This is a genomic window from Pseudomonas sp. CAN1 (assembly GCF_030462585.1).
Lineage (GTDB): Bacteria > Pseudomonadota > Gammaproteobacteria > Pseudomonadales > Pseudomonadaceae > Pseudomonas.
Window position 1 is genome coordinate 137,291 of record NZ_JASMRU010000008.1, and the last position, 23,289, is coordinate 160,579.

The following is a 23,289-nucleotide window of genomic DNA, read 5'->3' on the forward strand; positions in this document are numbered from 1 at the left end:
ATTGACGTTTTCTTCACCTCAATTTCATCGGCGCTCGACTCCTCGCCGCCTATCGTGGCGCGGTCCTTTGAGGAGTCACCATGTCCCTGCCTTCGATTCTCCGTGGCGCTGTCGCCGCCGCCCTCCTGAGCACCGCCCTGCAGAGCATCAGCCCTCTCGCCCTGGCCGCTGGCGAGACCCCGGCCGACTGGGCCAGGCCTGTGGACAAGTCGTTCAACCTCTACCAGATGTCACCGACCCTCTACCGCAGCGCCCTGCCCGGTAGCGCCGACCTACCCGAGTTGCAGCGCCTGCAGGTGAAGACCGTGGTCAGCTTCATCAAGGACGACGACCGCGAGTGGATCGGCCAGCAGGACATCGACGCCGTGAGCTTCCCGACCCACGCCGACCGCGTCGATGACGCCGACGTGCTGAAGGTCCTGCGCATCCTGCAAAGCGCCGAGCAGAACGGCCCGGTGCTGATGCACTGCAAGCACGGGCGCGACCGCACCGGCCTGTTCGCCGCCATGTACCGCACGGTGATCCAGGGCTGGAGCAAGGAAGACGCGCTCAAGGAAATGGTCCAGGGCGGCTTCGGCACCGAGGACGACATGACCGACGCCGTCGCCTACGTGAAGAAGGCCGACATCGCCAAGCTGCAGCAGGCCCTGGCCAGCGGCCAATGCAGCACCTCGGCCTTCGCCGGCTGCCAGCTCAAGGGCTGGCTGGCGGACACCTTCGGCGAGGAGCGCCCGCTGCGTCCAGCGCACTGATCGGCACATCTGTCACACCGGTATGGCGAGAGTGCGCTAACTTGAGCGCACTCTTAGCGTTTCACAGGCACGCCATGACCAGTTCCCGCTTCAGCGCCGTCACCCACACCCGCTACATCGACCACGCCGGCCTGGATGCCTTCTGCGCCGACTACGACGGTTTCCTGCTCGACCTCTGGGGCGTGCTGATCGACGGTGTCGAGGTGTTCCCCGGCGCCCTCGACTGGCTCGCCCGCCGCGCCACCGAAGGCAAGCCGGTGTGGTTCCTCAGCAACGCCTCGCGCAGCGTCCCGGAAATGGCCGACACCCTGGTGCGCCTGGGCGTTTCCCGCGAGCTGTTCGCCGGCATCACCACCTCCGGCCAGTTGGCCATCGACGCCTTCACCCATGAGCGGGAATTCCAGCGCGGCGGCATCTACACCGTCGGCGTCGGCGATGCGCTGACCACCTGGCCGGCGGAAATCCGCGAGCGCTTCTGCGACGACATCCATGCCGCATCACTGATCCTCGGCGTCGGCAGCTTTCCCCAGGACGAACTGGAGGAACGCTTCGCCCCACTGCGCGGCGCCACCGACAAGCCCTTCCTCTGTGCCAACCCCGACCGCGTGGTGGTCTCCGGTGGCAAGACGGTGTTCGGTGCCGGCCGCCTGGCCGAAGCCTTCGCCGAGGAAGGCGGCCGCGTGTTCTGGTACGGCAAGCCCGATCCCTCGGCCTTTCGCATCGCCGAGCGGCAGCTGGAGGCACGCGGCGCCAAGCGCATCCTGTTCGTCGGCGACTCGCTGGTGACCGACGTACCCGGCGCGCTGGCCGCACGCATCGACACTCTCTGGCTGGCCTCCACTGGCATCCACCGCCAGGCTCTGGGCGTGCCGTTCAACGGCGAGCTGGACCCGGAGAAGACCAACGCACTGCTCGATGGCTACCCGGTTCGTCCGCACTTTGCCGCGCCGGGGCTGGTCTGAACTCAGGACACCTGCCTGAGCCCGAGCACCGATGAACGAGCTGATCGACCTGCTGCAATGGCCAGCCATGCTGGTCACCGTCCTTGCCGCCTGGCTGGTCGGCTCCCGCGAACGCAAACGGCGCGAGATCGGCTTCTGGGTCTTCCTCGCCAGCAACGCGCTGTGGATCGCCTGGGGCATCCCGGCCAAGGCCTATGCACTGGTGCTGTTGCAGCTGTGCCTGGCAGCGATGAACATCCGCGGCAGCTACAAGAACCGCCAGCGCGAACGCGCCGGCCGCTGAGCCGTTTTTCGTAGGAGCGAGGGGGACGCCTAGTTCTTGCTCGCGAACCGCATGGCACCAGCGCTGGGCTGATCGCGAGCAAGCTCGCTCCTACGAAGAGCCCCACCCCTGCGCGGATACCAGCCTTTTGTAGGAGCGGATCTTATCCGCGAATCCCACCAGCAACTGGGCGGTTCAGGAAATACACCGCTACCGCGGTGATCGCGGAGAAGCTCCGCTCCTACAAGAGCAGAATTTCAGCGGCCCGTAGGGCGCATAACCCGGAACGTGTTATCCGCCAATATCGGCGGATAACGCCTGCGGCGTTATTCGCCCTACGCGGATGCCGGTATGGCGCCGCGTTTCGACCGCAAAAGAAAACGGGAGCCGCAGCTCCCGTTTTCATTCACCCGCTCAGATCACTGCGCCGCCGTAGCCGCGCCGTCGGAGTGTTCCGCATCGCGGCTCTCCGGGTTGACGATCACGGTGGCGGTGATGCCCGCCGCCAGCAGCACGCCGTCCGGCACGTCGTCGATATGGATGCGCACCGGCACGCGCTGGGCCAGGCGCACCCAGTTGAAGGTCGGGTTGACGTCGGCCACCAGCTCGCGGCTTTCCGGGTTGTCGCGGTCGTAGATGGCGCGGGCGATGCTTTCGACGTGGCCCTTCAGGCGCTCGCCGCTCATCAGTTGCAGCTCGGCCGGGTCGCCGACGCGGATGTGCGGCAGCTTGGTTTCTTCGAAGTAGCCGTAGACCCAGTAGGAGTTCTCGTCGACCACGGCCATCTTCGCCTCGCCGACGCGGGCGTAGTCGCCACGGTGGACGTTGAGGTTGGTCACGTAGCCGTCCACCGAGGCGCGCACCTGGGTGCGCTCCAGGTTCAGCTTGGCGGCGTCCAGCGCGGCGAGGGCCTGCTGGTAGTCGGCTTCGGAAGCAGCGGCAGTGTTGCTGGCGTCGTCCAGGCTCTCGCGGGAGACGACTTCCTCGTCCATGGCGCGGCGGCGCTTGGCGTTGAGCAAACGCATCTGCAGGGTGGCCTTGCGCGAATCGACCAGGGCCTGGGCCTGCTTCACGGCGATCTGGTAGTGGTCCGGGTCGATCTGCATCAGCAGGTCGCCCTTCCTCACCTGCTGGTTGTCGCGCACCGGCACGTCGACCACCACGCCGGAGACGTCGGCGGCGACATTGATGATGTCGGCGCGCACCCGGCCGTCGCGGGTCCAGGGCGTATCCATGTAGTTCACCCAGAGGGCGCGGCCGATCAGCGCGGCGACTGCCAGGATGATCAGGGTCGCCAGCAGGCTGATGATGGATTTGAGAGTCATGGGTGCACGCTCGTTACTTGTAGATAGTGAGAGACAGGCCGCCGAACAGGCAGGCGAACAGGCACACGCGGAACAGCGCCGGGTGCCAGGTGTAGCGGTACAGGCCGATGGAGGCGAAGATGCGGTCGATGCCCCAGCAGAGCACTGCGGCGACCAGGAACATCAGGGTCAGGGTCGGCATGTAGACCCCGTGGAACGCGATCTCGCGGGGCAGGTCAGGCAACATGGGTCGATTTTCCAGAAGAGGTTTCGCCGTCGCGCAGCGGCGACTGCGCATCGAGCAGGCTGCTGCGGATGAAGTGCAGGTAGCTGAGCACGCGGCGCAGCGGCGAGCTTTCGAAGTCCGGCGCGCGCGGCTCGTCGGTGGTCTTCACGCAATCGATGGCCTGCTCGACGGCGGCCAGGGCGCGCTCGCGGTTGGCCGCGCAAGGTTTGACGAACAGACGGATCAGCGCACGCCCCATGGCACGGATCGACTGCCGCCAGGGCGTCGACTCGGCGTAGCAGGGCTCGCTCGGCAGGTTTTCCTGCTCGACGCGCAGTTCGATGATCGAATGGCCGATCTCCAGCACCACGAAGGTCCAGCGCAGCAGGCGACGCTGCATCTGCGGGCTGCGTGCGGCGACGCCGTAGGCCTGGTTGAGCAGGTCGCGGGTGCCGCTCTCGAAGGACGAGACCAGGCCGTCGAGCTTGCCGCTGATGGCTTCCACCACGCGCAGGCGCAGGTCCTTCTCCAGGCGGCGCCACAGCCAGGCGCTGGTCGGCGGCATGATCACCGCGGCGACCACCGCGGCCAAGCTCTGCGAGATCACCAGGGCGATGTACTCGTTGAGCATGCGGCCCGGATCGTAGACGGTGAGGTTCGCCGGGATCGCACCAAAGCTGAAGAACACCAGCAGGCCCAGGCCGTAGCCGGCGTACTGCGGCTTGATGGAGAAGAACGCACCCACCGCGAACACCGGCGCCAGGGCGAAGGCCAGCAGGGCGAAGCCGTCCAGGTGCGGGAAGACGAAGAAGGTTTCGCTGAAGCCGAGGATCGCCGCGATGAAGGTACCCACGGCCATCTGCATGGCCATTTTCGCCGGGTCCGGCGCGGCCGAGACCAGCGCAGCAACGGCGGCGGCGTTGAGCACGAAGGTGCTGCCGCTGGGCCAGGCGGTCTCGATCCAGAAGATGCCGAACACCAGCACCATCAGCGCGGTACGACCGCCGGCCACCAGCGAGGCGACCAGGTTGGCCTTGGGCGAGAAGCCGTGCTTCCAGTTCTCCCGCTCGTGCTTGTGCGCGGCCAGGGAGGCATGGGTCAGGGCGTAGTTGTAGAGGTCGTCGGCGAGGCGGTAGAGCAGTTCGCCGGCGGTGTTGTAGTCCATCAGCGCGGCCGGCTCATCCTGCTCGGCGAGCAGTTGCGCGCGGCCAGCACGGATGCGTTGCATCATCCGCGTACGGTGGCTTTCCAGCTGCGCGGCGAGGCGCTCGGCGTCACGGTCGGTGACCGACTGGCCACGCCACGGGGCGAGCACCTGGGCCAGTTCGTCCAGGCACGGCTGCAGGGCGCGCAGCACGGCTTCGGCTTCCTGCGCACGCAGGCGCGAGAGCAACTGGTGCAGCGCGTGGTAGCGGGTGGTGAGGACCATGAACTCGTTGTTCAGGCGCGACAGGCGGCCGGAACGCAGGCGCATGTGCGGGTCTTCGAAACGGGTGACGCTGCGCAGCGCTTCCAGGCCCACGGCCTGGGAGGCGAAGGCCACGTTGGCGGCCTCGAACTTCGGCCGCTCGCCGCCGCCGAGGTTGTCCAGGACGAAGCCGGCGAAGGCGCCGAAACGCTGGTACAGCGCGTTGCGCATGGCGGTGCTGGAGGTCTGCGGGAACAGCGTGGCGCTGACCACCATGGAGCAGAGGATGCCCAGGCTGATTTCCAGCACGCGCCAGATCGCCGACATGAACGCGGCTTCCGGGTGCAGGGTGGCAGGCAGGCCGATCAGCGTGGCGGTGTAGCCGGCGAGCACGCAGGCATAGGAACGAAAGTCGCGGTAGCGCGCGGCGCCGACGGTGCACAGGCCGATCCACAGCGCCGAGACCAGCAGGAACAGCTCGCGCTGCTGGGCGAAGATGGCGATCAGCGCGACCATCACGGTCAGCCCGACCACGCTGCCGAGAATCCGGTAGAAGCTCTTGGCGAAAACCTGGCCGCTCTGCGGCTGCATGACGATGAACACGGTGATGGTCGCCGTGCTCGGCTGCGGCAGTTCCAGGCGCATGGCCAGCCACAGGGTCAGCAGCGCGGCGAGCAGCACCTTGGCGATGTAGATCCAGGTGATGCCGTCACTGCGGCCCCACTCCAGCAGCGCGCGACGCAGGGCGTCCAGCGGCGCCAGCTGGCGGGTGGCGGTGCTGCCGTTGTAGGAATCGCCGGCCATCTCAGCGCTCGCCGACCGCGCGGACGCCGACGGTCTCGGGGACCATCTTCGTCTCTTTCGGGCCTTCCTGCTTGTCCATCATGCCGCCGCCCAGGGCGACGACCAGGCCAGCATGGATGGCCAGGCGCGAGGCGCGCACCTGCTGCTCGACCAGCTGCTGCTGGAACAGGCGGGACTGCGCGTTGAGCACGTTGAGGTAGTCGGTCAGGCCGCCACGGTAGGCCTTGGTGGCGATGTCGTAGGTGCGCTGGGCCGAGGCCACGGACTTGGCAGCGAAGCCTTCCTGCAGCTCCATGGAGTGCATGCGGATCAGTTGGTCGGAGATGCCCTTGAGCGCGTTGATCAGCGTCTGGTTGTACTGCGCCACGGCGGCGTCGTAGCCGGCGGATTCCTGGCTCAACTGCGAGCGGCGGCGGCCGCCATCGAAGATCGGCAGGGAGATCGCCGGTCCGACGCCATAGGTGAATTTCTCGGCGTTGAGGAATTCCAGCATGCCGCCGCCGACCGCGCTGTAGCCGATGCTCGCGACCAGGTCGACGTTGGGGTAGAACTCGGCGCGGGCGACGTCCACGCCCTTGGCCTGGGCTGCGACCTTCCAGCGGCTGGCAACCACGTCGGGGCGGTGGCCGAGCAGCTCCATCGGCAGCTTGCTGGGCAGGCCGGGGCCGGCGGCGAGCTTCAGGGTCGGGCGCTGGATCGACACGCCGGCGCCGGGGCCTTTGCCGGCCAGGGCGGCGATCTGGTTGCGGGTCAGCTGGATTTCCTCGTCCACCGCTTCGATCTTGCGCTCGGTTTCCGGCAACGGGACTTCCGCCTGGCTGACTTCGAAATGCGTGCCGATGCCGCCATCGAGACGACGCTGGGCCAGGGCCAGGATGCCCTGCTGCTGCGCCAGCATGGCCTTGCCGATGTCCAGCTTGGCGTACTGCAGCGACAGCTGGATGTAGGCGCGGACGATGTTGCTCTCCAGCTCCAGCTGGGCGACGCGCGCCTCGGCGGCGGTCATCTTGGCGATGTCCAGGTAGCGTTCGGTGTTGCTGCGCTCGCGGCCCCAGAGGTCGAGCGAATAGCTCAGGCCGATGGCCGCGTTGTTGTTCCAGGTGGTGGTGTCGGCCAGGTCGCCGGGGCCGTAGAAGTAGTCGGTCGGCCAGCGGTGGCGGGTCAGCGAGGCGTCCCCGCTAATCTGCGGCGACTCGGCGGACTCGGCGATGCCGGCCATGGCCATGGCCATGCGCACCCGCGCCTCGGCCTGGGCCAGGGTCGGGCTGCCCTCCAGCGCGGTCTGCACCCAGGCATTCAACTGCGGATCGCCATAGGCGCGCCACCACTGTTCGGCCGGCCAGCCAGCTTCCTGGTTGGCGTGCGCGATGGCGGCGTCGGTGGCCAGCTCGGTGTCACCCAGGCGTTGTTCCTGCGGGGCGATGCCGTTGGTGCTGATACATCCGGCGATTGTTGAAAAAATGACAAAGGAGCCGACGAACGTCAGTCCTTTCATGAGGTGACGCGACACGATGGAGGTCCTGGAAGTGGTCTAGCTTTTCAGCGTGGGGCTTTTAAGCGTGGAGATGCCGGCAAAGCCAATGACGGCGATTGAATTCTAGGGATGGGGAAGGGAACGGATAAGCCGGCTGATTTGTGATTGTTTATTACCGATAATGAAACAATGTGTGTCGCCATCCATGTGACAATAGGCCGCCCCCGCTCTGCTCCGCGCATTGCCACCCATCAAGGACATGCCACCGGCGACCCGGTAACGCTCCACCGACGTCACCAACCAGGACAGACGCCCCACTCACGAGGCCCCAATGGACACACTGCAGACCATGCGTGCGTTCGCCTGTGTCGCGGAAACCGGCAGTTTCACCGCCGCCGCGCAGCAGCTGAACACCACCACCGCCTACGTATCCCGCGCGGTCGCCAATCTGGAGTCCCACCTGCGGACCCGCCTGCTCAACCGCACCACCCGGCGGATCGCCCTCACCGAGGCCGGCCAGCGTTACCTGCTGCGCTGCGAGCAGATCCTCGCCTATGTCGAGGAAGCCGAAGCCGAGGCCAGCGACGCCCACGCCCGCCCCGCCGGCCGCCTGCGCGTGCATTCGATGACCGGTATCGGCCAGCACTATGTGATCCGCGCCATCGCCAACTACCGCCAGCTGCACCCGGATGTGACCTTCGAGCTGACCATGGCCAACCGCGTGCCGGACCTGCTCGACGAAGGCTTCGACGTGGCCATCGTGGTCGCTTCGGAACTGCCCGACTCGGGACTGGTGTCCCAGCGCATCGGCGAGACCTACAGCATCCTCTGCGCCTCGCCCGACTACCTGGCCCGGCGCGGCACGCCGAAAACCCCGACCGAGCTGATGGAGCACGATTGCCTGCGCCTGATCAGCCCAGTGTTGCCGCTGGACAAGTGGCTGTTCGACGGCCCCAACGGCCAGGAAATGATCACCCTCGGCCCGTCGCCCTTCCAGGTGAACGTCGGCGACGCCATGACCGAGGCCATCGGCTCGGGCATGGGCATCAGCGCCCTGCCCGTCTACTCGGCCATCGACGGCCTGCGCGACGGCTCGCTGGTGCGCGTGCTGCCGCACTACAAGCTGCAGATTCTCAACGTCTATGCGCTGTATCCGTCGCGCCAGTACCTGGACGCGAAGATCAAGACCTGGGTCGCGTATCTGCGCGAAAACCTGCCCGGTGTGCTCCAGGCGGATGGCGCCGGGCTCGCCGATGTGGGACCCTGACCATCGTTTTGCCGTGTTTCGCGGGCAAGCTCACTGTGTAACTCCCTACCCCGGTGTTCAGTGAGCTTGCCCGCGAACCCTCCCCTCGCAGCACCTCCCCGCGGAATTTCCCTACCGCTCAAGCGCCTGATTCCCACCTGCGCTTAACGATCCTCCGCTTACCGCTTTCTCCCGCAAGCCTCAGATTCTCCCCCTTTGTCCAACCGGGAGAAATCGATGAAGAACTGGATCCTGCTCGGGCTCTGCCTGCTCGTTACGGTGACCCTGTACGGGACCTACCAGAACACCTGCCCGACCTTCGTCAGCGACCACGGCGACCTGCTGCACTCCGCGGCCCTGCAGGGCATCTGCGGTTTCGTCGACACGCTGGTGCATCGCTAGAAACCGACGTTCGATAATCGCCCGGCGCGCACGCAAGCCTTGCGCCGCTCTGGTTCGGCAGTGGTAGGGTTAAGCCCCCTCCGCCTCCCCGCCGTCCGAGAGCCATGAAAAAGAACGTCTTCGTCTTCAGCCGCCTTGCCGCGGAACACCTCGACCGCCTGCGCAGCCAGTTCAACGTCACCGTGCTCGACCCGAAACTGGGCGATGTCGATGCGCAATTGGCCGCCGCCCTGCCAACCACCCACGGCATGATCGGCGTCGGCCGCCCGCTGGGCGAGAAGCAACTGGCCCAGGCCACCCAGCTGGAAGTCATCTCCAGCGTCTCGGTGGGCTACGACAACTACGACCTGAACTACCTGAACCAGCGCGGCATCCCGCTGACCAACACCCCGGATGTGCTGACCGAAACCACCGCCGACCTCGGCTTCGCCCTGATCATGGCCGCCGCCCGGCGCACCGCCGAGCTGGACGCCTGGACCAAGGCCGGCGAGTGGAAACGCACCGTGGACGCCCAGCACTTCGGCGTCGACGTGCACGGCAAGAAGCTCGGCATCCTCGGCCTGGGGCGCATCGGCGCGGCCATCGCCCGCCGTGGTCGCTTCGGCTTCAACATGGACATCCTTTACCACGGCAACAGCCGCAAGCCGGAACTGGAACAGGAGTTCGGCGCGCGCTTCTGCGGCTTCGAGGAGCTGCTGGGCGAGGCGGATTTCGTCTGCGTGGTAGTGCCGCTGTCGGACAAGACCCGCAAGCTGATCGGCAAGCGCGAACTGGAGCTGATGAAGCCCAGCGCCATCCTGGTGAACATCGCCCGCGGCCAGGTGATCGACGAGGCCGCGCTGGTGGAAGCGCTGCAGGAGAAGCGCATCCTCGCCGCCGGCCTGGACGTCTACGAGAAAGAACCGCTGGCCGAGTCGCCGCTGTTCGCCCTGCCCAACGCCGTGACCCTGCCGCACATCGGCTCGGCCACCCACGAAACCCGCCAGGCCATGGCCGAGTGCGCGCTGGACAACTTCGAAGCCGCCCTGCGCGGCGAGCGGCCGAAGAACCTGGTCAACCCGCAGGCCTGGAAGGCCTGATCGCGAGATGCTTTTCGTAGGAGCGAGCTTGCTCGCGAACCAACTCCGCTAAGTGGCGATTCGCGAGCAAGCTCGCTCCTACATTGGCCATTAAGCCCGGGCTGGCTGCAACACTGGCCGGGGCTTACGGAACACCAGCACGTTACCCACCATCACCAGCCCCAGCCCGGCCAGGGCCGGCAGGCTCCACTGGTAGCCCTCGGCAAAGGCCGAGACATTCAGCGCCACTACCGGGAACAGCACGGTGCAGTAGGCCGCGCGCTCCGGCCCCATGCGCCCGACCAGGGTCAGGTAGGCGGTAAAGCCGATCACCGATCCGGGAATCGCCAGGTACAGCAGGGACCAGACGTACTGCGGGCTGCTGTCGAAGGTCAGCGGTACGCCTTGCACCACGCAGATCGCCAGCAGGATCAGCGAGCCATAGAACATGCCCCAGGCGTTGGTCGACAGCGGCCGCAGCCCGGCCTTCTGTTGCAGGCTCGACAGCAGGTTGCCCGCCGAGAAGCACAGCGTGCCGAGCAACGCCAGACCCAGTCCGTAGAACGTTTCCGGCGTGGCCTGGTGCCCGGACAGCTCCGGCCAGAACAGTAGCGCCAGCCCCGCCAGACCGAATGCGCCGCCGCCCAGCACGTTGGGCGCGATGCGCTGGCCGAAGAAGATCCGCGCGTTCAGCGCATTCCACAGTGTCGCGGTGGAGAACACCACGGCGACCAGCCCGCTGGGGATCCACTGGCTGGCGGTGTAGAAGCACAGGAAGTTCACGCAGAACAGACACAAGCCCTGGGCAAAGCAGATCGCCTGCCCGCGCCGTCCCAGCGGCTGCAACCGCCGCGAGACCAGCAGCAGGGCGAACAGCACCAGCGCCGCCAGGCTGAAGCGGTAAGCGATGGACAGCGGAATGGCGACCACGCCGACCTGCAGCTTGATGGCGATCCAGGTGGTGCCCCAGATGAGTACGGTGAGCAGGTAGAGCGAGAGGTTCATGGCGGTCTCCGAGTTCTTGCCGAAACAGTCTCTCGCCCAGCCCTGGCGCCGGCTTGCAGATTCTTGCGCTTATTGCGACAACCGGGCTGGCAAGGCGCGCCCGCGCGGGTAGAGTGATGGCAACAGAGGAACACCCATGTCAGCCATTTCGCAGCTCGAAGTCTTCCAGTCGATGAACGCCTCGCCCAACGCCCGCCTGGAGCGTTGCGCGGAGCTGGGCGACGGGTTGTCTGCGGCGATCTGGAGCAACAGCCACGACGCTCGCGACTACCACGCGCCGAGCCATCACACGCTGTCCTGCTACCTCAACGACGGCACCGGCACCTTCCGCCGTGGCGCGCCCGGCACCACCGGCGCGCCGGACAAGCTCTGCGTGATGCCGGCCGGCGCCGAATCGGCGTGGATCGTCAACGGCGACATCCGCCTGGCGCACCTGTACATCGGCCAGGAACAGTTCGCCCTCGGCTGCATCCGCCTGCTCGACCGCGAGCCGCGCGAGCTGCAGTTGCACGAACGCACTTTCCTCGACGACCCGCAGCAGGCCGCACGCTTCCGCCAGTTGGTGAAGCTGGACTGGCAAGAGCCGGGCGAACGCATCCGCACCAGCACCCTGGCCCATGACCTCATCGATCACCTGCTGCTGAACCAGGTCGGCCTGCGCGAAGGCCTGAAGCTCAAGGGCGGGCTGGCCCCGACCATGCGCCGGCGCGTCGCCGAGTACATCGAACAGCGCCTGGACCAGCCGCTGTCCCTCGGTGAACTGGCGATGCAGACGGCCCTCTCGGAATACCACTTCGCGCGGATGTTTCGCGAAAGCTTTGGCATGCCGCCGCACCAGTATGTACTGGCCCGCCGCGTGGCCCTGGCGCAACGCCTGCTGCGCGACACCCGCCAGCCACTCAGCCAGGTTGCCCTGGCCTGCGGGTTCTCCAGCGCCAGCCATTTCGCCAACCGCTTCCGCTCGGTGGTGGGCGGCACGCCGGGGGAATATCGGCAGGCGTTCGAGGAGTAAGGTTTCGGCCGGACGCGCTTCGCGTAGGAGCGGACCTTGTCCGCGAAATCCTCCGCGGCGGGCTGCCTGCATCCCTGGTTCTGTCGCAGGTATTACGCCGGCACCGTAGGAGCGAGCTTGCTCGCGAACCGCACTCTGCCGCCCTCTCCGCAGAAAACCGCCCATACCCATGCTGCCGATGCACGGGGAATCGATGGGTATCGCTGCGCTCCACGCCATCCTACGTTTGTGCTTCGCCGTGGGCTCGGTAGGGATGGAAATTCCAATCGCGGACAAGGTCCGCTCCTACGAAAAGCGGTTACGCCGGCGCGGGGCTGGTTCGCGAGCAAGCTCGCTCCTACGAAGAGCCCACTCCACACCGGTCGGGCTTTGGCTCTTGAGGACTTCCAGAGGAGTATCCCCACACTCCGAACGCCCCGTTCAGGAGGCCTCGTTGAAGCGGAGTTTCAGGGGTTGAGCGGCATGGATGCCGCGAGAGCCGCGATGGGCCAGGGACGGCCCTTCGTGGGGGGACGCCTAGTTCGTGCCCCTGAAACTCCGCTTCAACGAGGGAATTTTTCGCCTAAGCGAAAAACCGGATGTCCGGGGCGAGACCTTTTGGTTCCTTTTGGGGCGTTTGCCAAAAGGGACTCGCCCGAGGGGGCGAAACACGAAGCCGGCGCGCACGCCGAAGCGACGCAGAAATACCCATGCCAAAGCAACAAACCTGCAACGCCAGAGCAAAAGGAAGCGCAGGCACTGCCGACGAGTCTCGGGTACAGCCCGCCGCTACAAGGGGCGCTGCACCGCAGTGTTCACAGGAAAGAATGGAGCCCGCCGCGCAGGACATCGCGGACAAAGTCCGCTCCTACGACAGCAGAAACTCCTGCGCTAGGCCGGTTCGTGCGCAGAAGCCTCAGCCCAGCACGGCCAGCACGCCACCAATCACCGGCATGGCTGCCGCCGTCGGCAACGCCCAGCGTGGCCGCCAGGCCAGCAGCAGGACCAGCACCGCGCCAGCGATCATCAATAGACACGCCCAGTAGACGATGCCCAGTTCGACGCCCATGCAGTGAATCGAATAGGCCAGCGCCAGCGCGCCATCCACCAGCGCCGCAATGCGCAACAGCCGCACGCGCGACTCGGAGGGCGCGCTGCCGAACAGGTCGCGATGATGTCGGGACAGCGACAGGCAGGCCGCCGCCAGCGCCAGCAGGTTGAGACCGAACACCAGCAGCATCAGGCGTACTCCTCGTTACGGGCACGGCGCGCACGGGCAGGTTCGGCGCGTTCCTGGCCCAGCCGCCAGCCGAGGAAGGCGCACAGCCCGCCGATCAGCAGCAGGCCGAGATCGATGCCGACCATCATCCAGTCGCCATTGGCGAAGTGCGTGGTCACCCGCCCCGGCTCGGGGCCGAACAGGCTCAGCACCGGCAGCAGCAGAGCCAATGCGGCCAGGGCGACAAACTGCTCGCGAGCCATGGCGCGGCTGCCACGGCGCAGCAGCGCGTGGGCCAGCGCCAGCAGCCAGATCACCACGAAGGCAGTGGCTTCCCAGCGGGTACGCTGGAGCATGTCGGCCGGCAGCAGGCGCGACGCCGCCAGCAGGCCCAGCGAGGCAATCGGCAGCCCGCCGCACACTGCGCCATTGAGCGTGCGCACCAGCGTCACGCCGCGATGGCCGCGGGTCTCGCGCTTGCTGACCCACACCTGCAGGCCGCCGAAGACCATCACGCAGCCCACCAGGCCGAGGGCGAAATACATCACCCGCAGCAGCTCGTTGCCGAACTGCGCCATGTGCAGGCCGGTCAGCCAGGCGTAGGTCTTGTAGCCCGGCTTGTAGGGCTTCTGCAGGTGGATCAGCGCGCCGCTGCCGGAGTCGAAGGACACGGTGCGCTGGTCGTTGACCATGCTCTTGTCCACGGCCTTGCGGATCTGCACCATCGCCGCCGCATCGCCGGGGTTCTCGATGTTGATCCAGCCCACCTGGCTGTCGTCGCCCCAGGCCTCGCGGGCCTTGAGGATCATGTTGTCGATGGACTTGGTCGCCTTGGCCGGCTTGCCCAGCGCCTCGCGCTCGAAGGCGCCCTGCACGTCATGGAAGAAATGCTCCATGTCGTTCTTGTAGGCCACCTTGATGCCGGCGGTCATGTAGAAGGTGATGAAGATCGCCAGGCCGGTGTAGGCCATCAGCAGGTGGAACGGCAGGCCGAGCACACCCAGCACGTTGTGCGCATCCAGCCAGGCACGCTGCTTCGCCGCCTTCGGTCGCAGGGTGAAGAAGTCCTTGAAGATGCGCCGGTGGACGATCACCCCGCTGACCAGCGCCACCAGCATGAACACGCCGGCCACGCCGACCACGTAGAGGCCGAGGATGCCGCCGTGGAGTTCGTAGTGCAGTTCGAGGAAGAAGTTGCCGCCGACGGTCCTGGGCAGCACTTCGCCGCTCTGCGCGTCGACCAGGAAGGACTGGAACGGGCTGAAGTCCGCCGGCTCCCAGCCAGCGGTCCAGTACGGCATGCGCTCGCTGGGCGGATGCATCCAGTAGCCGTGGGCCTTGGGCGCGCGCTCGACGAGCAGCTCGCGAATCTGGTCGGCGCCGACGCTGACCTCCTCCAGCTTGTGCAGCTGCGGGATCATCCAGCGCGTGAGTTCCTTGTCGAACACCGCGACGGTGCCGGAGAACAGCACCACGAAGAGAATCCAGCTGACCAGCAGCCCTGCCCAGGTATGCAGGCCGGACATGGATTGACGCAGGCTCATGGGCGTACCCCGTAGCTGGTCGGCAGGAACGCTGCCACCCCCAGCACCACGCTGAGAGCCACCGGCAGCCAGATTGCGCGCCAAGGGCTCTTCGCGCCGAAGGCATAAATGATCGCAGCGACCCAGACGATGAAGCAGGCCAGGCTGGAGAGCGATACCCGGTCCGGGCGCGACATCGGCAGGTAGACGCTGAGGAAGGCGGTGGCTGTGTAGGCCAGGGCGTAGCCGCCGACCACGGCGCTGAGGATGCGGGCGGTCACGGCGCCAGCTTGGGTTGCGGTCATTTGGCGGGGTCTCGGCTGGAGCGGGCGCGGGGAAGCGCGCATGCGATTGAGTTCTGGCAAAGCGGCCCAGGTCCTTCCGGGCACGCGATTGAAAAGCGGAATTATATGATATTGGTTCTCAATTGAAAGATCTCAGCAGCTCCGTTTGTGAGTATCTGTGTCGGAAATCCGCTGTACGGCGTAGGTCGCGGTCACATCCATGGCGCGCAGCAGGTGATTCATCATCAGGTTGGCCTCGGTGGCGAGCTGCGCCGGCGGCTCCTCATGAAGGATGCGCGAGGAGCCTGGGGTCAGCTCCACCGCGGCCACTATCGTGCCCCGGCCGAACAGGTACTCGTAGAGCAGCAGATAGTCGGTACCGGGCAGGTCCTTGAATTCGGCGACGCGGCGCAGGACGTTGATGGCGCCGACAATCCACTCGCGGCTTTCGGGAAACTCCAGCACGCCCAGGCTCCAGGTCTGGGAGCTGTCATCGTAGTGATTCCACGCCGGCGAACGCTGGTGCCGCCCCCAGCCATTGATCCAGGCCTCTGCAGTGGTGCCCTGGCCCAACTCGCACAGTTCACTCCAGGTCATGCCTCCTCGTCGGTGCCGGTCGCCGTCCACCCATCGATCGAGATCCTTGAACGGCTCCGCGGAGCCCGCCTCCATTCTCAGGAACTCTTCGAGTCTGGAGCGGCTGATGGCAACCCTCAGGTACAGCTGGCATGGCTCGGCCATGGGACCCCCTGTTGTTCTTATTGCGGTTGATTCTCTCCGAGTGCGATGACCCGGAGTGCTGAAACGTTAATCCTAGGGCTTCGCCCGCGTTCGTTTCAGCCTCCGCTTTCGACCGTGAAGGGATAATCTTCTGACCGGACTGTACGAATGTTCAATTCCCTCCCCAGCGGTAACGCCGAGGAGGACCATTCGCGGGGGATTGTCCTACCAGCGATAGGTCGCCGTCCCGGTCACGACGCGGCCATTGCCGTAGATACAACGGGTGGCGTCGTAGCAGCCGGCGATGTATTCGCGGTCGGTAAGGTTGTTGGCGTTGACCGCGAAACGCCAGGGGCCGGTCTGGTAGTGCACCGCAGCGTCGAGCAGCGTGTAGCTGGGCACGTTCAGCGAGTTGTCCGGGGCACCGGGGTTGCGGCCGTTGTAGCGCACGCCGCCGCCGAAACCGAAGCCTTTCAGCTCGCCATCACGCAGGGTGTAGTCGGCCCATAGCGAAGCCAGGTTGCGCGGCGTGGGGATGCTGATCGGGGTCTTGCCGTCGCTGTCGTCGTTGGCCTTGGTGATCTTCACGTCCTGGTAGGTGTAGGTGGCGATCAGGTTCAGCTCGTCGCTCAGGCTGGCCACGCCTTCCAGTTCCAGGCCGCGCGAACGTACTTCGCCGGTCTGCACGCTGCTGTTGGGGTGGGTCGGGTCCGGGTCGAGGGTCAGCACGTCGCGCTGGGTGATCTCGAACACGGCGGCGGTGACCGAGCTATCCGAGCCCTTGGGCTGGAACTTCACGCCCACTTCATATTGCTTGGCCTTGGTCGGGTCGAAGGGCTTGCCCGCGTAGTCGGTGCCGGCATTGGGCGTGAAGCCCTCGCTGTAGCTGAAGTACGGCGCCAGGCCGTTATCGGCGAGGTAGACCAGCCCTACCCGACCGCTGAAGGCTTCGTCCTTCTGGCTGGCGTGGGTGTCACCGGAGGTGCTGCTGTTGTCGGTGGTCGAGCTGGCCCAGTCGTAGCGACCGCCCAGGGACAGCACCCAACGCTCGTCGAAGTGCAGCTGGTCCTGCAGGTAGACACCGGTCTGACGCTGAGTCTGGTCGGTGTAGGTCCAGTCGTCCGCGGTGAAGGCGGATTTATCCACAGGGCCGTAGGAAGGGCCGCCATAGAGGTCCAGCGGCGTGGTCATGACGTAGGCCTGCGGGTCCTCGGTCTTCTGCCGCTGCCAGTCCAGGCCCAGCAGCAGGGTGTGGCGCAGCCAGCCGGTGCTGAAGTCGGCCTGGGCCTGGTTGTCCAGGGTCCAGCGCTCGTATTTGGGATTCTCGATGCCGGCGAAGCGCAGCAGGGTGCGGTCGTCGCCGCCGTCCATGCCCCAGTAGCCGGTGGTGCCGGCGCCGTAGACCATGTTGTCGTTCAGGTCGAGGTGGGCGTAGCGCAGGTTCTGGCGCACCTGCCAGACATCGTTCAGACGGGTTTCGAACTCATAGCCGAGGCCGTACTGGGTTTTCTCGTACTTGGAGAAGTGTTCGTCGCCGGTGAAGTAGTCGCGGTGGATCTTGCCGTAGGCGCTGCGGGTCAGGGCACCGTTGGCCGGGAGGAAATTATCCTGGGCGTTGGTGTCATCCTTCAGGTAATTCGCCATGACGGTCAGGTGAGTGTCTTCATCCGGCTGCCAGGTGAGCGACGGCGCCAGCGCCAGGCGCTTGTCCTCCCAGGGCGTGTCGCGGATATCGCCTTCGTGGCCGACCATCACCACGCGATAGCTCCACACGCCCGCCTCATCCAGCGGGCCGGTGCTGTCGATGCCCAATTGCTTGCGCGCATCGGTGCCGTACTGCACCTGGATTTCGTGGCTGGCGATGCTGCTCGGGCGCTTCGACACCTGGTTGATCACCCCGCCCGGATCGCCCTGGCCGTAGAGCACGCCGGCCGGGCCACGGAGCACTTCGACGCGCTCCAGCATGTAAGGGTCGACCATCCAGCTGGCGAGGTTGATGGTGTTGGGCAGCTGCAGGCCGTCCTGGTAGGTGGTCGGCGAGAAGCCGCGGATCACGGTGTACCAGTCGGAACGGTTGTTCGAGCCGTAGGACGACACGCCCGGCGTGTAGCGCAGCGCCTCGTTCACCGACTGCACGCCCTGGGCTTCCATGCGGTCGCGGGTGACCACCGAGATCGACTGCGGCGTCTCGTGGATCGGCGTGTCGGTCTTGGTCGCGGTGACGCTGCGCTTGGCCACATAGCCCTGCACCGGCCCCTTGGGGTCTTCGGCGGCCTGGCCAGTGATGGTCTGCGCCTTCATTTCCAGCGTGCCCTCGGTGGCGCTGCGCTGCAGGCGGAAGCTGCCGTCGTCGCTGGCCTCTGCGGCCAGCCCGCTGCCGGAAAGCAGCACAGCGAAGCCCGACTCCACCGAGTACTCGCCGGCGATGCCCGAACTGCTCAAACCGCGGGTCAGCGCCGGGTCGAAGCTGAGCAGCACACCGGCCTGGCGGGCGTAGGCGTTCAGTGCATCTTCCAGGCTGCCGGCCGGCACGCTGAAGTGCTGCGCGGCCGGCGCGGCGATAGCGGTGGAGAGTGGCAGCAGCGGCAGGCTGGCGGCCAGGCCGAGGGCGGCAACGCGCAGGGCGCTGGCCAGCGGGCGCAGGCGCGCGGAGGGGGCGGCAGGCATGGGATTTCCTTGTGCAAAGAAGCGGGACTGCACAGAGGCCGTACGACGAAAGAAAACCTGCAGAGCGATCTGAAAATATTTTCCGTCAGCGCCCGCGCGCCGTATCCATGGCCCGCTCCAGCCCTTCGAACACCCTGGGCGACAGGCACTGGGCGACGTTGAAACGCAGGTAGCCGGTGGCGCTCTGGCTCAGGCTGAAGACGTTGCCCGGCGCCAGCACCAGGTTGTCCGACAGCGCCGCCCGCGACACCTCGGCAGCATCCAGCCCGCCTGGCAGGCAGGCCCAGATGAACACCCCGCCGCGCGGCTCCAGCCAGGGCTGGATGTCCAGCGCGCGCAGGCGCTGCAGGGTTTCGCCCATGGCATCGGCGAGGCGCCCGCGCAGGCTGTCCAGGTGGCGGCGGTAGCTGCCCTTGCGCAGCAGCTCGTAGAGCATCTCGGCACTGAACGGACTATTGCCGAAACTGGTGGCCAGCTTCAGATCGACCAGGCGCTCGCACCATTCCGGCTTGGTGGCGATGTAGCCGCAACGCACCGAGGCCGACAGCGTCTTGGAGAAGCTGCCGACCTGGATCACCCGCTCCAGCCCGTCGAAGGCCGACAGGCGTGGCGCGCTCTCGTGCTCGAAGTCGCCGAAGATATCGTCTTCGACGATCAGCAGGTCATGGGCCTCGGCCAGCTTCAGCAGGCGATGGGCAACCAACGGCGAGAGCACCGCGCCGGTGGGGTTATGGAAGGCCGAGTTGGTGATGTACAGGCGCGGCCGGTGCTGTTCCAGCAGGCTCGCCATGGCGACGACATCCGGCCCGCTCGGCGTGTACGGCACGCCGACCACCTGCACCCGGTGCGCCCGCAACAGGGCCTGGAAGTTGAAGTAGCCGGGGTCATCCACCAGCACGCAGTCGCCCGGCTCCAGCAGGAAGCGGCAGACCAGGTCAATGGCCTGGGTACCGTTGTCGGTGAGCACCACCTGCTGCGGGCCGACCGGCACGCCGTAGTCCGCCAGCCGCCGCGCCAGTTGTTCGCGCAGGCCGGAATGGCCGTAGGGGCGACCGTACTCCAGCAGGCCTGATTGCGGCGCACGGGCGATCTGCCGCAGCGCGCGGCGCAGCTCTTCCTCCGGCAGCCAGGACGGCGGCAGCCAGCCGCAACCGGGCTTGAGCGAAGTGTCCGCGGCCTCCAGGGACTGTCTCGAAATCCACAGCGGATCGATGCTGCGGTCCAGCGTCGGGCCGACGTCCGCCAGGGACAGCGGCGGCGCATGCCCGGCGACATAGAAGCCGGAACCGCGCCGCGCCGCGATCAGGCCGTCGGCGGCCAGGCGGTCGTAGGCTTCCACCACGGTGGTCTTGGACACTTGCAGCTGCTCGGCCAACTGGCGAATCGACGGCAGCCGTTCGCCCGGCACCAGCGCCCGCGCGGCCAGGCGCTCGCGCACATGCTGCATCACCGTATCGACCCGCGTGCCCTTTGGCCTGCCCATGTTGCCCTCGACCCAATTTGTACCGAGATAATTTACGGACAGTTTGCGCAAATTGTACCTTTCTGTCACTGGCCGCCCGGCAGCCCCGCGCGCATCCTCAAGGCTCGCTCTCCTGCCGGATGCCCCACCATGAACAACACCCAAACCCTCGCCAGCCACAGCAACCTGAGCGGTTGGCTCAGCGGCTTCCTCGGTGTGCTGATCTTCAGCGGCTCGCTGCCGGCGACTCGCGTGGCAGTGGCCGACTTCGACCCGACCTTCCTCACCCTGGCCCGCGCCAGCATCGCCGGCCTGCTGGCCGCGGCGATCCTGCTGCTGCTGCGGCAGAAGCTGCCGGCGCGCAAGGACCTGATCCCCCTGCTGGTGGTCGCCGGCGGCGTGGTGGTGGGCTTCCCGCTGCTGACCGCTCTGGCGCTCAAGCACGTCAACTCGGCCCACGCCATCGTCTTCGTCGGCCTGCTGCCGCTGGCCACCGCGCTGTTCGGCGTGATGCGCGCCGGCGAGCAACCGCGCCCGGCGTTCTGGATCTGCTCGGGGCTGGGCAGCGCCGTGGTGGCCGGCTTCGCCCTGTCGCAGAGCGGCGCGGGCAACTTCACTGGCGACCTGCTGATGCTCGCCGCCGTCGCCGTCTGCGGCCTGGGCTACGCCGAGGGCGGCCGCATCGCGCGCCACCTGGGCAGCTGGCAGGTGATCTGCTGGGTGCTGGTGCTGTCCCTGCCGCTGATGCTGCCGCTGGCCTGGTACACCCAGCCGGAGAGCTTCGCCGGCACCAGCTGGCCGGCCTGGCTGAGCCTGGGCTATGTGTCGCTGTTCAGCATGCTGATCGGCTTCTTCTTCTGGTACCACGGTCTGGCCACCGGCGGCATCGCCGCGGTCGGCCAGCTGCAGCTGCTGCAGCCGTTCTTCGGCCTGGCGCTGGCCGGCCTGTTGTTGCACGAACAGATCAGCCCGCTGATGGCCGGCGCCACCGTCGCCGTGGTTCTGTGCGTCGCCGGAGCAAAACGCTTCGCCCGCTGACCGCCGGTTTCCTTCCGCGTCCCGCCCGAGAAAAATCGCGGTATCATCGGGCGTTTGCGTACTCGGCTGGACTGCCGGAAGGACACTCGGATGAAGCCACCCGCCGAATCTCCATTGCCTGCCGTGGAGCGCGAGGAACTCGTGCCACGGCCACGGCTGACCCTGGGCAGCCACGTGCACAGCGGCTTCGACCTGCGCAGCGGGCGCATGCAGAACATCTCCCGGCACCGCGCCGCGCTGGCCTTCCTGTATGCCGACATGCCCGTCTCGGGCAGCGTCACGCCGCGCTCGGGCCGCGAAATCCGCGTGTTCCGCGATGACCAGATCGTCCGCGTCAGTCGCCAGCTGGAGCTGGAGCACGCCTGGCGCCTGGACCTGCGCGAGCTGGGCTTCAAGCCGGCGATGCGCCGCAGCGATGCGCTGGAAGACAGCGCCGGGGAAATGTTCGAACTGCCCGACGACAGCGCCTGGCAGGAGTTCATGCGCGAAGGCCTGCCGCAGCTGCGCGAGCAGGGCTGGGAAATCGACATCCGCGCCGAATTCGTCTTCGACCTCACACCGGTGGAGAACTGGTACGCCGAGATCGAGGAAACCGACGACCGCCAGTGGTTCGACCTGGAGCTGGGCATCGAGGTGGAAGGCCGCCGCATCAGCCTGCTGCCAGCGCTGATCGAGCTGATCCGCCGCATGCCGGCGCTGATCGACCCCGCCGCCCTCGCCCGTCACCCCGATGACGAACAACTGGTGCTGCGCCTGGATGCCGGGCGCAACCCGATCCACACCTGGCAGACCGCCTCCGACCGTCCGCTGCGGGTGTCCCTGCCGTTCGGCAAGCTGAAGCCGCTGCTGGGCACGCTGTCGGAGTTCTACCTCGGCGAACAGCCGCCGGTACGCCGCCTGCGCATAGGCGCGCCGGACGCCGCACGCCTCACCGAGCTGGAAGAACTGCCGCTGACCTGGCAGGGCGGCGAGCAGCTGCGCGAGATCGCCCACCGCCTGCGCGACTACCGCGCCGAGCCGGCACCGATTCCCGCTGGCCTCAACGCCGAACTGCGCGGCTACCAGCACGAAGGCCTGAGCTGGATGCAGACCCTGCGCGAAGTCGGCGCCAGCGGCATCCTTGCCGACGACATGGGCCTGGGCAAGACGCTGCAATCCCTCGCCCACGTTCTGCTGGAAAAACAGGCCGGGCGGCTGACCAGCCCGGCGCTGGTGATCATGCCTACGAGCCTGATTCCCAACTGGCTGGACGAGGCCGAGCGCTTCACCCCCGAGCTGCGCGTGCTCGCCCTGCACGGCGCCGGGCGGCGCAAGGCGTTCGCGAAGATCGCCGAGCACGACCTGATCCTCACCACCTACGCCCTGCTGCCGCGGGATGCCGAGAAGCTCGCCCAGCACGAGTATCACCTGCTGATCCTCGACGAAGCGCAGAACATCAAGAACGCCAGCACCAAGGCCGCCCAGGCCGCACGCCACCTGCGTGCGAGCAACCGGCTGTGCCTGACCGGCACGCCGCTGGAGAATCACCTGGGCGAGCTGTGGTCGCTGTTCCACTTCCTGCTGCCCGGCTGGCTGGGCGATGCCCGGCAGTTCGCCACGGACTACCGCACGCCCATCGAACGCCATGGCGACCAGGGCCGTCTGGCACACCTGGCCGCGCGCATCCGCCCGTTCCTGCTGCGGCGCACCAAGGAGCAGGTGGCCTCGGAGCTGCCGCCCAAGAGCGAATTCATCCAGCACATCGAGCTCAGCGAGGCACAGCGCGACCTCTACGAAACCGTACGGCTGGCGCTGGACCGCAAGGTCCGCGACGAGATCGCCCGCCGCGGCCTGGCGCGCAGCCGCATCATCATCCTCGAAGCGCTGCTCAAGCTGCGCCAGGTCTGCTGCGACATCCGCCTGGTAAACAAGGACGCCCCGCCGCCCACCGGCAAGTCGGCGCGTGCGGTGACTTCGGGCAAGCTGGTGTACCTGCTGGACATGCTCGAAGAGCTGCTCGCCGAAGGCCGCCGCGTGCTGGTGTTCTCGCAGTTCACCTCGATGCTCGCGCTGATCGGCGAGGCACTGGCCGAGCGCAACCTGGAGTACGCCCTGCTGACCGGCGACACCCGTGATCGCCGCGCGCCGGTGAAGGATTTCCAGGAAGGCCGCGTGCCGCTGTTCCTGATCAGCCTGAAGGCCGGTGGCGTAGGCCTGAACCTCACCGCCGCCGACACCGTGATCCACTACGACCCCTGGTGGAACCCGGCCGCCGAGAACCAGGCCAGCGACCGCGCCTACCGCATCGGCCAGGACAAGCCGGTGTTCGTCTACAAGCTGATCGCCCGCGGCACGGTGGAAGAGAAGATCCAGCTGCTGCAGCGCGACAAGGCCGCACTGGCCGCCGGCATCCTCGACGGCAGCGCCACCGACTGGCAGCTGGACGACGCGGATATCGACGCGCTGTTCGCGCCGCTGCCTCGCGCCGTGTAACGCGCAGGGA

Annotated in this window: 20 protein-coding genes; 9 read left to right on the top strand and 11 right to left on the bottom strand. The window is 66.9% G+C overall.

The features are described from left to right. The first annotated feature begins 80 nt into the window (after positions 1-80). The 3 genes from QO207_RS13940 to QO207_RS13950 all read left to right on the top strand — a co-directional run bounded on the left by QO207_RS13940 (position 81) and on the right by QO207_RS13950 (position 1,997). Positions 81-752 (top strand): dual specificity protein phosphatase family protein, encoded by a 672-nt coding sequence (locus QO207_RS13940; RefSeq protein ID WP_301532972.1) that lies wholly within the window; start codon positions 81-83, stop codon positions 750-752. A 74-nt stretch (positions 753-826) separates the two neighbouring features. Next, positions 827-1,714, top strand: coding sequence for a TIGR01459 family HAD-type hydrolase (locus QO207_RS13945; protein ID WP_301532973.1), 888 nt, complete (start codon positions 827-829; stop codon positions 1,712-1,714). Between the two features lie 31 nt (positions 1,715-1,745). After that, positions 1,746-1,997: a hypothetical protein gene (locus QO207_RS13950; protein WP_301532974.1), complete on the top strand. Its 252-nt coding sequence runs from the start codon at positions 1,746-1,748 to the stop codon at positions 1,995-1,997. Between the two features lie 398 nt (positions 1,998-2,395). On the opposite strand, the gene QO207_RS13955 is transcribed toward QO207_RS13950, so the two are convergent. The 4 genes from QO207_RS13955 to QO207_RS13970 are packed head-to-tail and all read right to left on the bottom strand — an operon-like array spanning position 2,396 to position 7,213. After that, positions 2,396-3,301, bottom strand: coding sequence for an HlyD family secretion protein (locus QO207_RS13955; protein ID WP_301532975.1), 906 nt, complete (start codon positions 3,299-3,301; stop codon positions 2,396-2,398). Between the two features lie 13 nt (positions 3,302-3,314). Continuing rightward, positions 3,315-3,515, bottom strand: a complete 201-nt coding sequence (locus tag QO207_RS13960) for a DUF1656 domain-containing protein (RefSeq protein ID WP_301533077.1) — start codon at positions 3,513-3,515, stop codon at positions 3,315-3,317. Position 3,516: 1 nt separating this feature from the next. Continuing rightward, a complete protein-coding gene (locus QO207_RS13965) occupies positions 3,517-5,718 on the bottom strand; it encodes an FUSC family protein (RefSeq protein ID WP_301532976.1) in 2,202 nt (733 codons plus the stop codon). A 1-nt stretch (position 5,719) separates the two neighbouring features. Continuing rightward, a complete protein-coding gene (locus QO207_RS13970; protein ID WP_301533078.1) occupies positions 5,720-7,213 on the bottom strand; it encodes an efflux transporter outer membrane subunit in 1,494 nt (497 codons plus the stop codon). A 310-nt stretch (positions 7,214-7,523) separates the two neighbouring features. On the opposite strand from QO207_RS13970, the gene QO207_RS13975 reads away from it, so the two are divergent. From QO207_RS13975 to QO207_RS13985, 3 genes are all read left to right on the top strand, one after another. Next, positions 7,524-8,459, top strand: coding sequence for a LysR family transcriptional regulator (locus tag QO207_RS13975; RefSeq protein ID WP_017519048.1), 936 nt, complete (start codon positions 7,524-7,526; stop codon positions 8,457-8,459). Between the two features lie 216 nt (positions 8,460-8,675). Beyond that, a complete protein-coding gene (locus QO207_RS13980) occupies positions 8,676-8,840 on the top strand; it encodes a hypothetical protein (protein WP_301532977.1) in 165 nt (54 codons plus the stop codon). A 104-nt stretch (positions 8,841-8,944) separates the two neighbouring features. Then, positions 8,945-9,919: a D-glycerate dehydrogenase gene (locus QO207_RS13985; protein ID WP_301532978.1), complete on the top strand. Its 975-nt coding sequence runs from the start codon at positions 8,945-8,947 to the stop codon at positions 9,917-9,919. 90 nt (positions 9,920-10,009) lie between these two features. On the opposite strand, the gene QO207_RS13990 is transcribed toward QO207_RS13985, so the two are convergent. Next, positions 10,010-10,903 (bottom strand): DMT family transporter, encoded by an 894-nt coding sequence (locus tag QO207_RS13990; RefSeq protein WP_301532979.1) that lies wholly within the window; start codon positions 10,901-10,903, stop codon positions 10,010-10,012. A 136-nt stretch (positions 10,904-11,039) separates the two neighbouring features. On the opposite strand from QO207_RS13990, the gene QO207_RS13995 reads away from it, so the two are divergent. Beyond that, on the top strand, positions 11,040-11,915 hold the full coding sequence (locus QO207_RS13995) for a helix-turn-helix domain-containing protein (RefSeq protein WP_301532980.1): 876 nt from the start codon (positions 11,040-11,042) through the stop codon (positions 11,913-11,915). A gap of 895 nt (positions 11,916-12,810) precedes the next feature. Here the strand turns inward: QO207_RS13995 and QO207_RS14000 are convergent. The 6 genes from QO207_RS14000 to QO207_RS14025 form a co-directional block, all read right to left on the bottom strand. After that, positions 12,811-13,134, bottom strand: a complete 324-nt coding sequence (locus tag QO207_RS14000; protein ID WP_301532981.1) for a DUF3325 domain-containing protein — start codon at positions 13,132-13,134, stop codon at positions 12,811-12,813. Then, on the bottom strand, positions 13,134-14,657 hold the full coding sequence (locus QO207_RS14005) for a PepSY domain-containing protein (RefSeq protein WP_301532982.1): 1,524 nt from the start codon (positions 14,655-14,657) through the stop codon (positions 13,134-13,136). The genes QO207_RS14000 and QO207_RS14005 overlap by 1 nt, the downstream gene beginning before the upstream one ends. Then, on the bottom strand, positions 14,654-14,941 hold the full coding sequence (locus QO207_RS14010; RefSeq protein WP_301532983.1) for a DUF3649 domain-containing protein: 288 nt from the start codon (positions 14,939-14,941) through the stop codon (positions 14,654-14,656). Before QO207_RS14010 ends, QO207_RS14005 begins: the two co-directional genes overlap by 4 nt. A gap of 132 nt (positions 14,942-15,073) precedes the next feature. Continuing rightward, positions 15,074-15,517 (bottom strand): hypothetical protein, encoded by a 444-nt coding sequence (locus tag QO207_RS14015; RefSeq protein WP_301532984.1) that lies wholly within the window; start codon positions 15,515-15,517, stop codon positions 15,074-15,076. A gap of 348 nt (positions 15,518-15,865) precedes the next feature. Next, entirely contained in the window at positions 15,866-18,307 is a 2,442-nt protein-coding gene (locus QO207_RS14020) for a TonB-dependent siderophore receptor (RefSeq protein WP_301532985.1), read from the bottom strand. 85 nt (positions 18,308-18,392) lie between these two features. After that, positions 18,393-19,790: a PLP-dependent aminotransferase family protein gene (locus QO207_RS14025; protein WP_301532986.1), complete on the bottom strand. Its 1,398-nt coding sequence runs from the start codon at positions 19,788-19,790 to the stop codon at positions 18,393-18,395. 129 nt (positions 19,791-19,919) lie between these two features. Here QO207_RS14025 and QO207_RS14030 point away from each other — a divergent pair, with 129 nt between their 5' ends. Together QO207_RS14030 and QO207_RS14035 are read left to right on the top strand one after the other, a co-directional pair. Beyond that, complete coding sequence (locus QO207_RS14030; protein ID WP_301532987.1) at positions 19,920-20,807, top strand: DMT family transporter; 888 nt, start codon at positions 19,920-19,922, stop codon at positions 20,805-20,807. 441 nt (positions 20,808-21,248) lie between these two features. Further along, entirely contained in the window at positions 21,249-23,279 is a 2,031-nt protein-coding gene (locus QO207_RS14035) for a DEAD/DEAH box helicase (RefSeq protein ID WP_301533079.1), read from the top strand. Positions 23,280-23,289 lie beyond the last annotated feature (10 nt).

Bases quoted from the DNA above. Each gene is read 5' to 3' on its own strand.
- QO207_RS13940 (WP_301532972.1), top strand. From the start codon at position 81: ATGTCCCTGCCTTCGATTCTCCGTGGCGCTGTCGCCGCCGCCCTCCTG.
- QO207_RS13945 (WP_301532973.1), top strand. From the start codon at position 827: ATGACCAGTTCCCGCTTCAGCGCCGTCACCCACACCCGCTACATCGAC.
- QO207_RS13950 (WP_301532974.1), top strand. From the start codon at position 1,746: ATGAACGAGCTGATCGACCTGCTGCAATGGCCAGCCATGCTGGTCACC.
- QO207_RS13955 (WP_301532975.1), bottom strand. From the start codon at position 3,301: ATGACTCTCAAATCCATCATCAGCCTGCTGGCGACCCTGATCATCCTG.
- QO207_RS13965 (WP_301532976.1), bottom strand. From the start codon at position 5,718: ATGGCCGGCGATTCCTACAACGGCAGCACCGCCACCCGCCAGCTGGCG.
- QO207_RS13970 (WP_301533078.1), bottom strand. From the start codon at position 7,213: ATGAAAGGACTGACGTTCGTCGGCTCCTTTGTCATTTTTTCAACAATC.
- QO207_RS13975 (WP_017519048.1), top strand. From the start codon at position 7,524: ATGGACACACTGCAGACCATGCGTGCGTTCGCCTGTGTCGCGGAAACC.
- QO207_RS13980 (WP_301532977.1), top strand. From the start codon at position 8,676: ATGAAGAACTGGATCCTGCTCGGGCTCTGCCTGCTCGTTACGGTGACC.
- QO207_RS13985 (WP_301532978.1), top strand. From the start codon at position 8,945: ATGAAAAAGAACGTCTTCGTCTTCAGCCGCCTTGCCGCGGAACACCTC.
- QO207_RS13990 (WP_301532979.1), bottom strand. From the start codon at position 10,903: ATGAACCTCTCGCTCTACCTGCTCACCGTACTCATCTGGGGCACCACC.
- QO207_RS13995 (WP_301532980.1), top strand. From the start codon at position 11,040: ATGTCAGCCATTTCGCAGCTCGAAGTCTTCCAGTCGATGAACGCCTCG.
- QO207_RS14000 (WP_301532981.1), bottom strand. From the start codon at position 13,134: ATGCTGCTGGTGTTCGGTCTCAACCTGCTGGCGCTGGCGGCGGCCTGC.
- QO207_RS14005 (WP_301532982.1), bottom strand. From the start codon at position 14,657: ATGAGCCTGCGTCAATCCATGTCCGGCCTGCATACCTGGGCAGGGCTG.
- QO207_RS14010 (WP_301532983.1), bottom strand. From the start codon at position 14,941: ATGACCGCAACCCAAGCTGGCGCCGTGACCGCCCGCATCCTCAGCGCC.
- QO207_RS14015 (WP_301532984.1), bottom strand. From the start codon at position 15,517: ATGACCTGGAGTGAACTGTGCGAGTTGGGCCAGGGCACCACTGCAGAG.
- QO207_RS14020 (WP_301532985.1), bottom strand. From the start codon at position 18,307: ATGCCTGCCGCCCCCTCCGCGCGCCTGCGCCCGCTGGCCAGCGCCCTG.
- QO207_RS14025 (WP_301532986.1), bottom strand. From the start codon at position 19,790: ATGGGCAGGCCAAAGGGCACGCGGGTCGATACGGTGATGCAGCATGTG.
- QO207_RS14030 (WP_301532987.1), top strand. From the start codon at position 19,920: ATGAACAACACCCAAACCCTCGCCAGCCACAGCAACCTGAGCGGTTGG.
- QO207_RS14035 (WP_301533079.1), top strand. From the start codon at position 21,249: ATGTTCGAACTGCCCGACGACAGCGCCTGGCAGGAGTTCATGCGCGAA.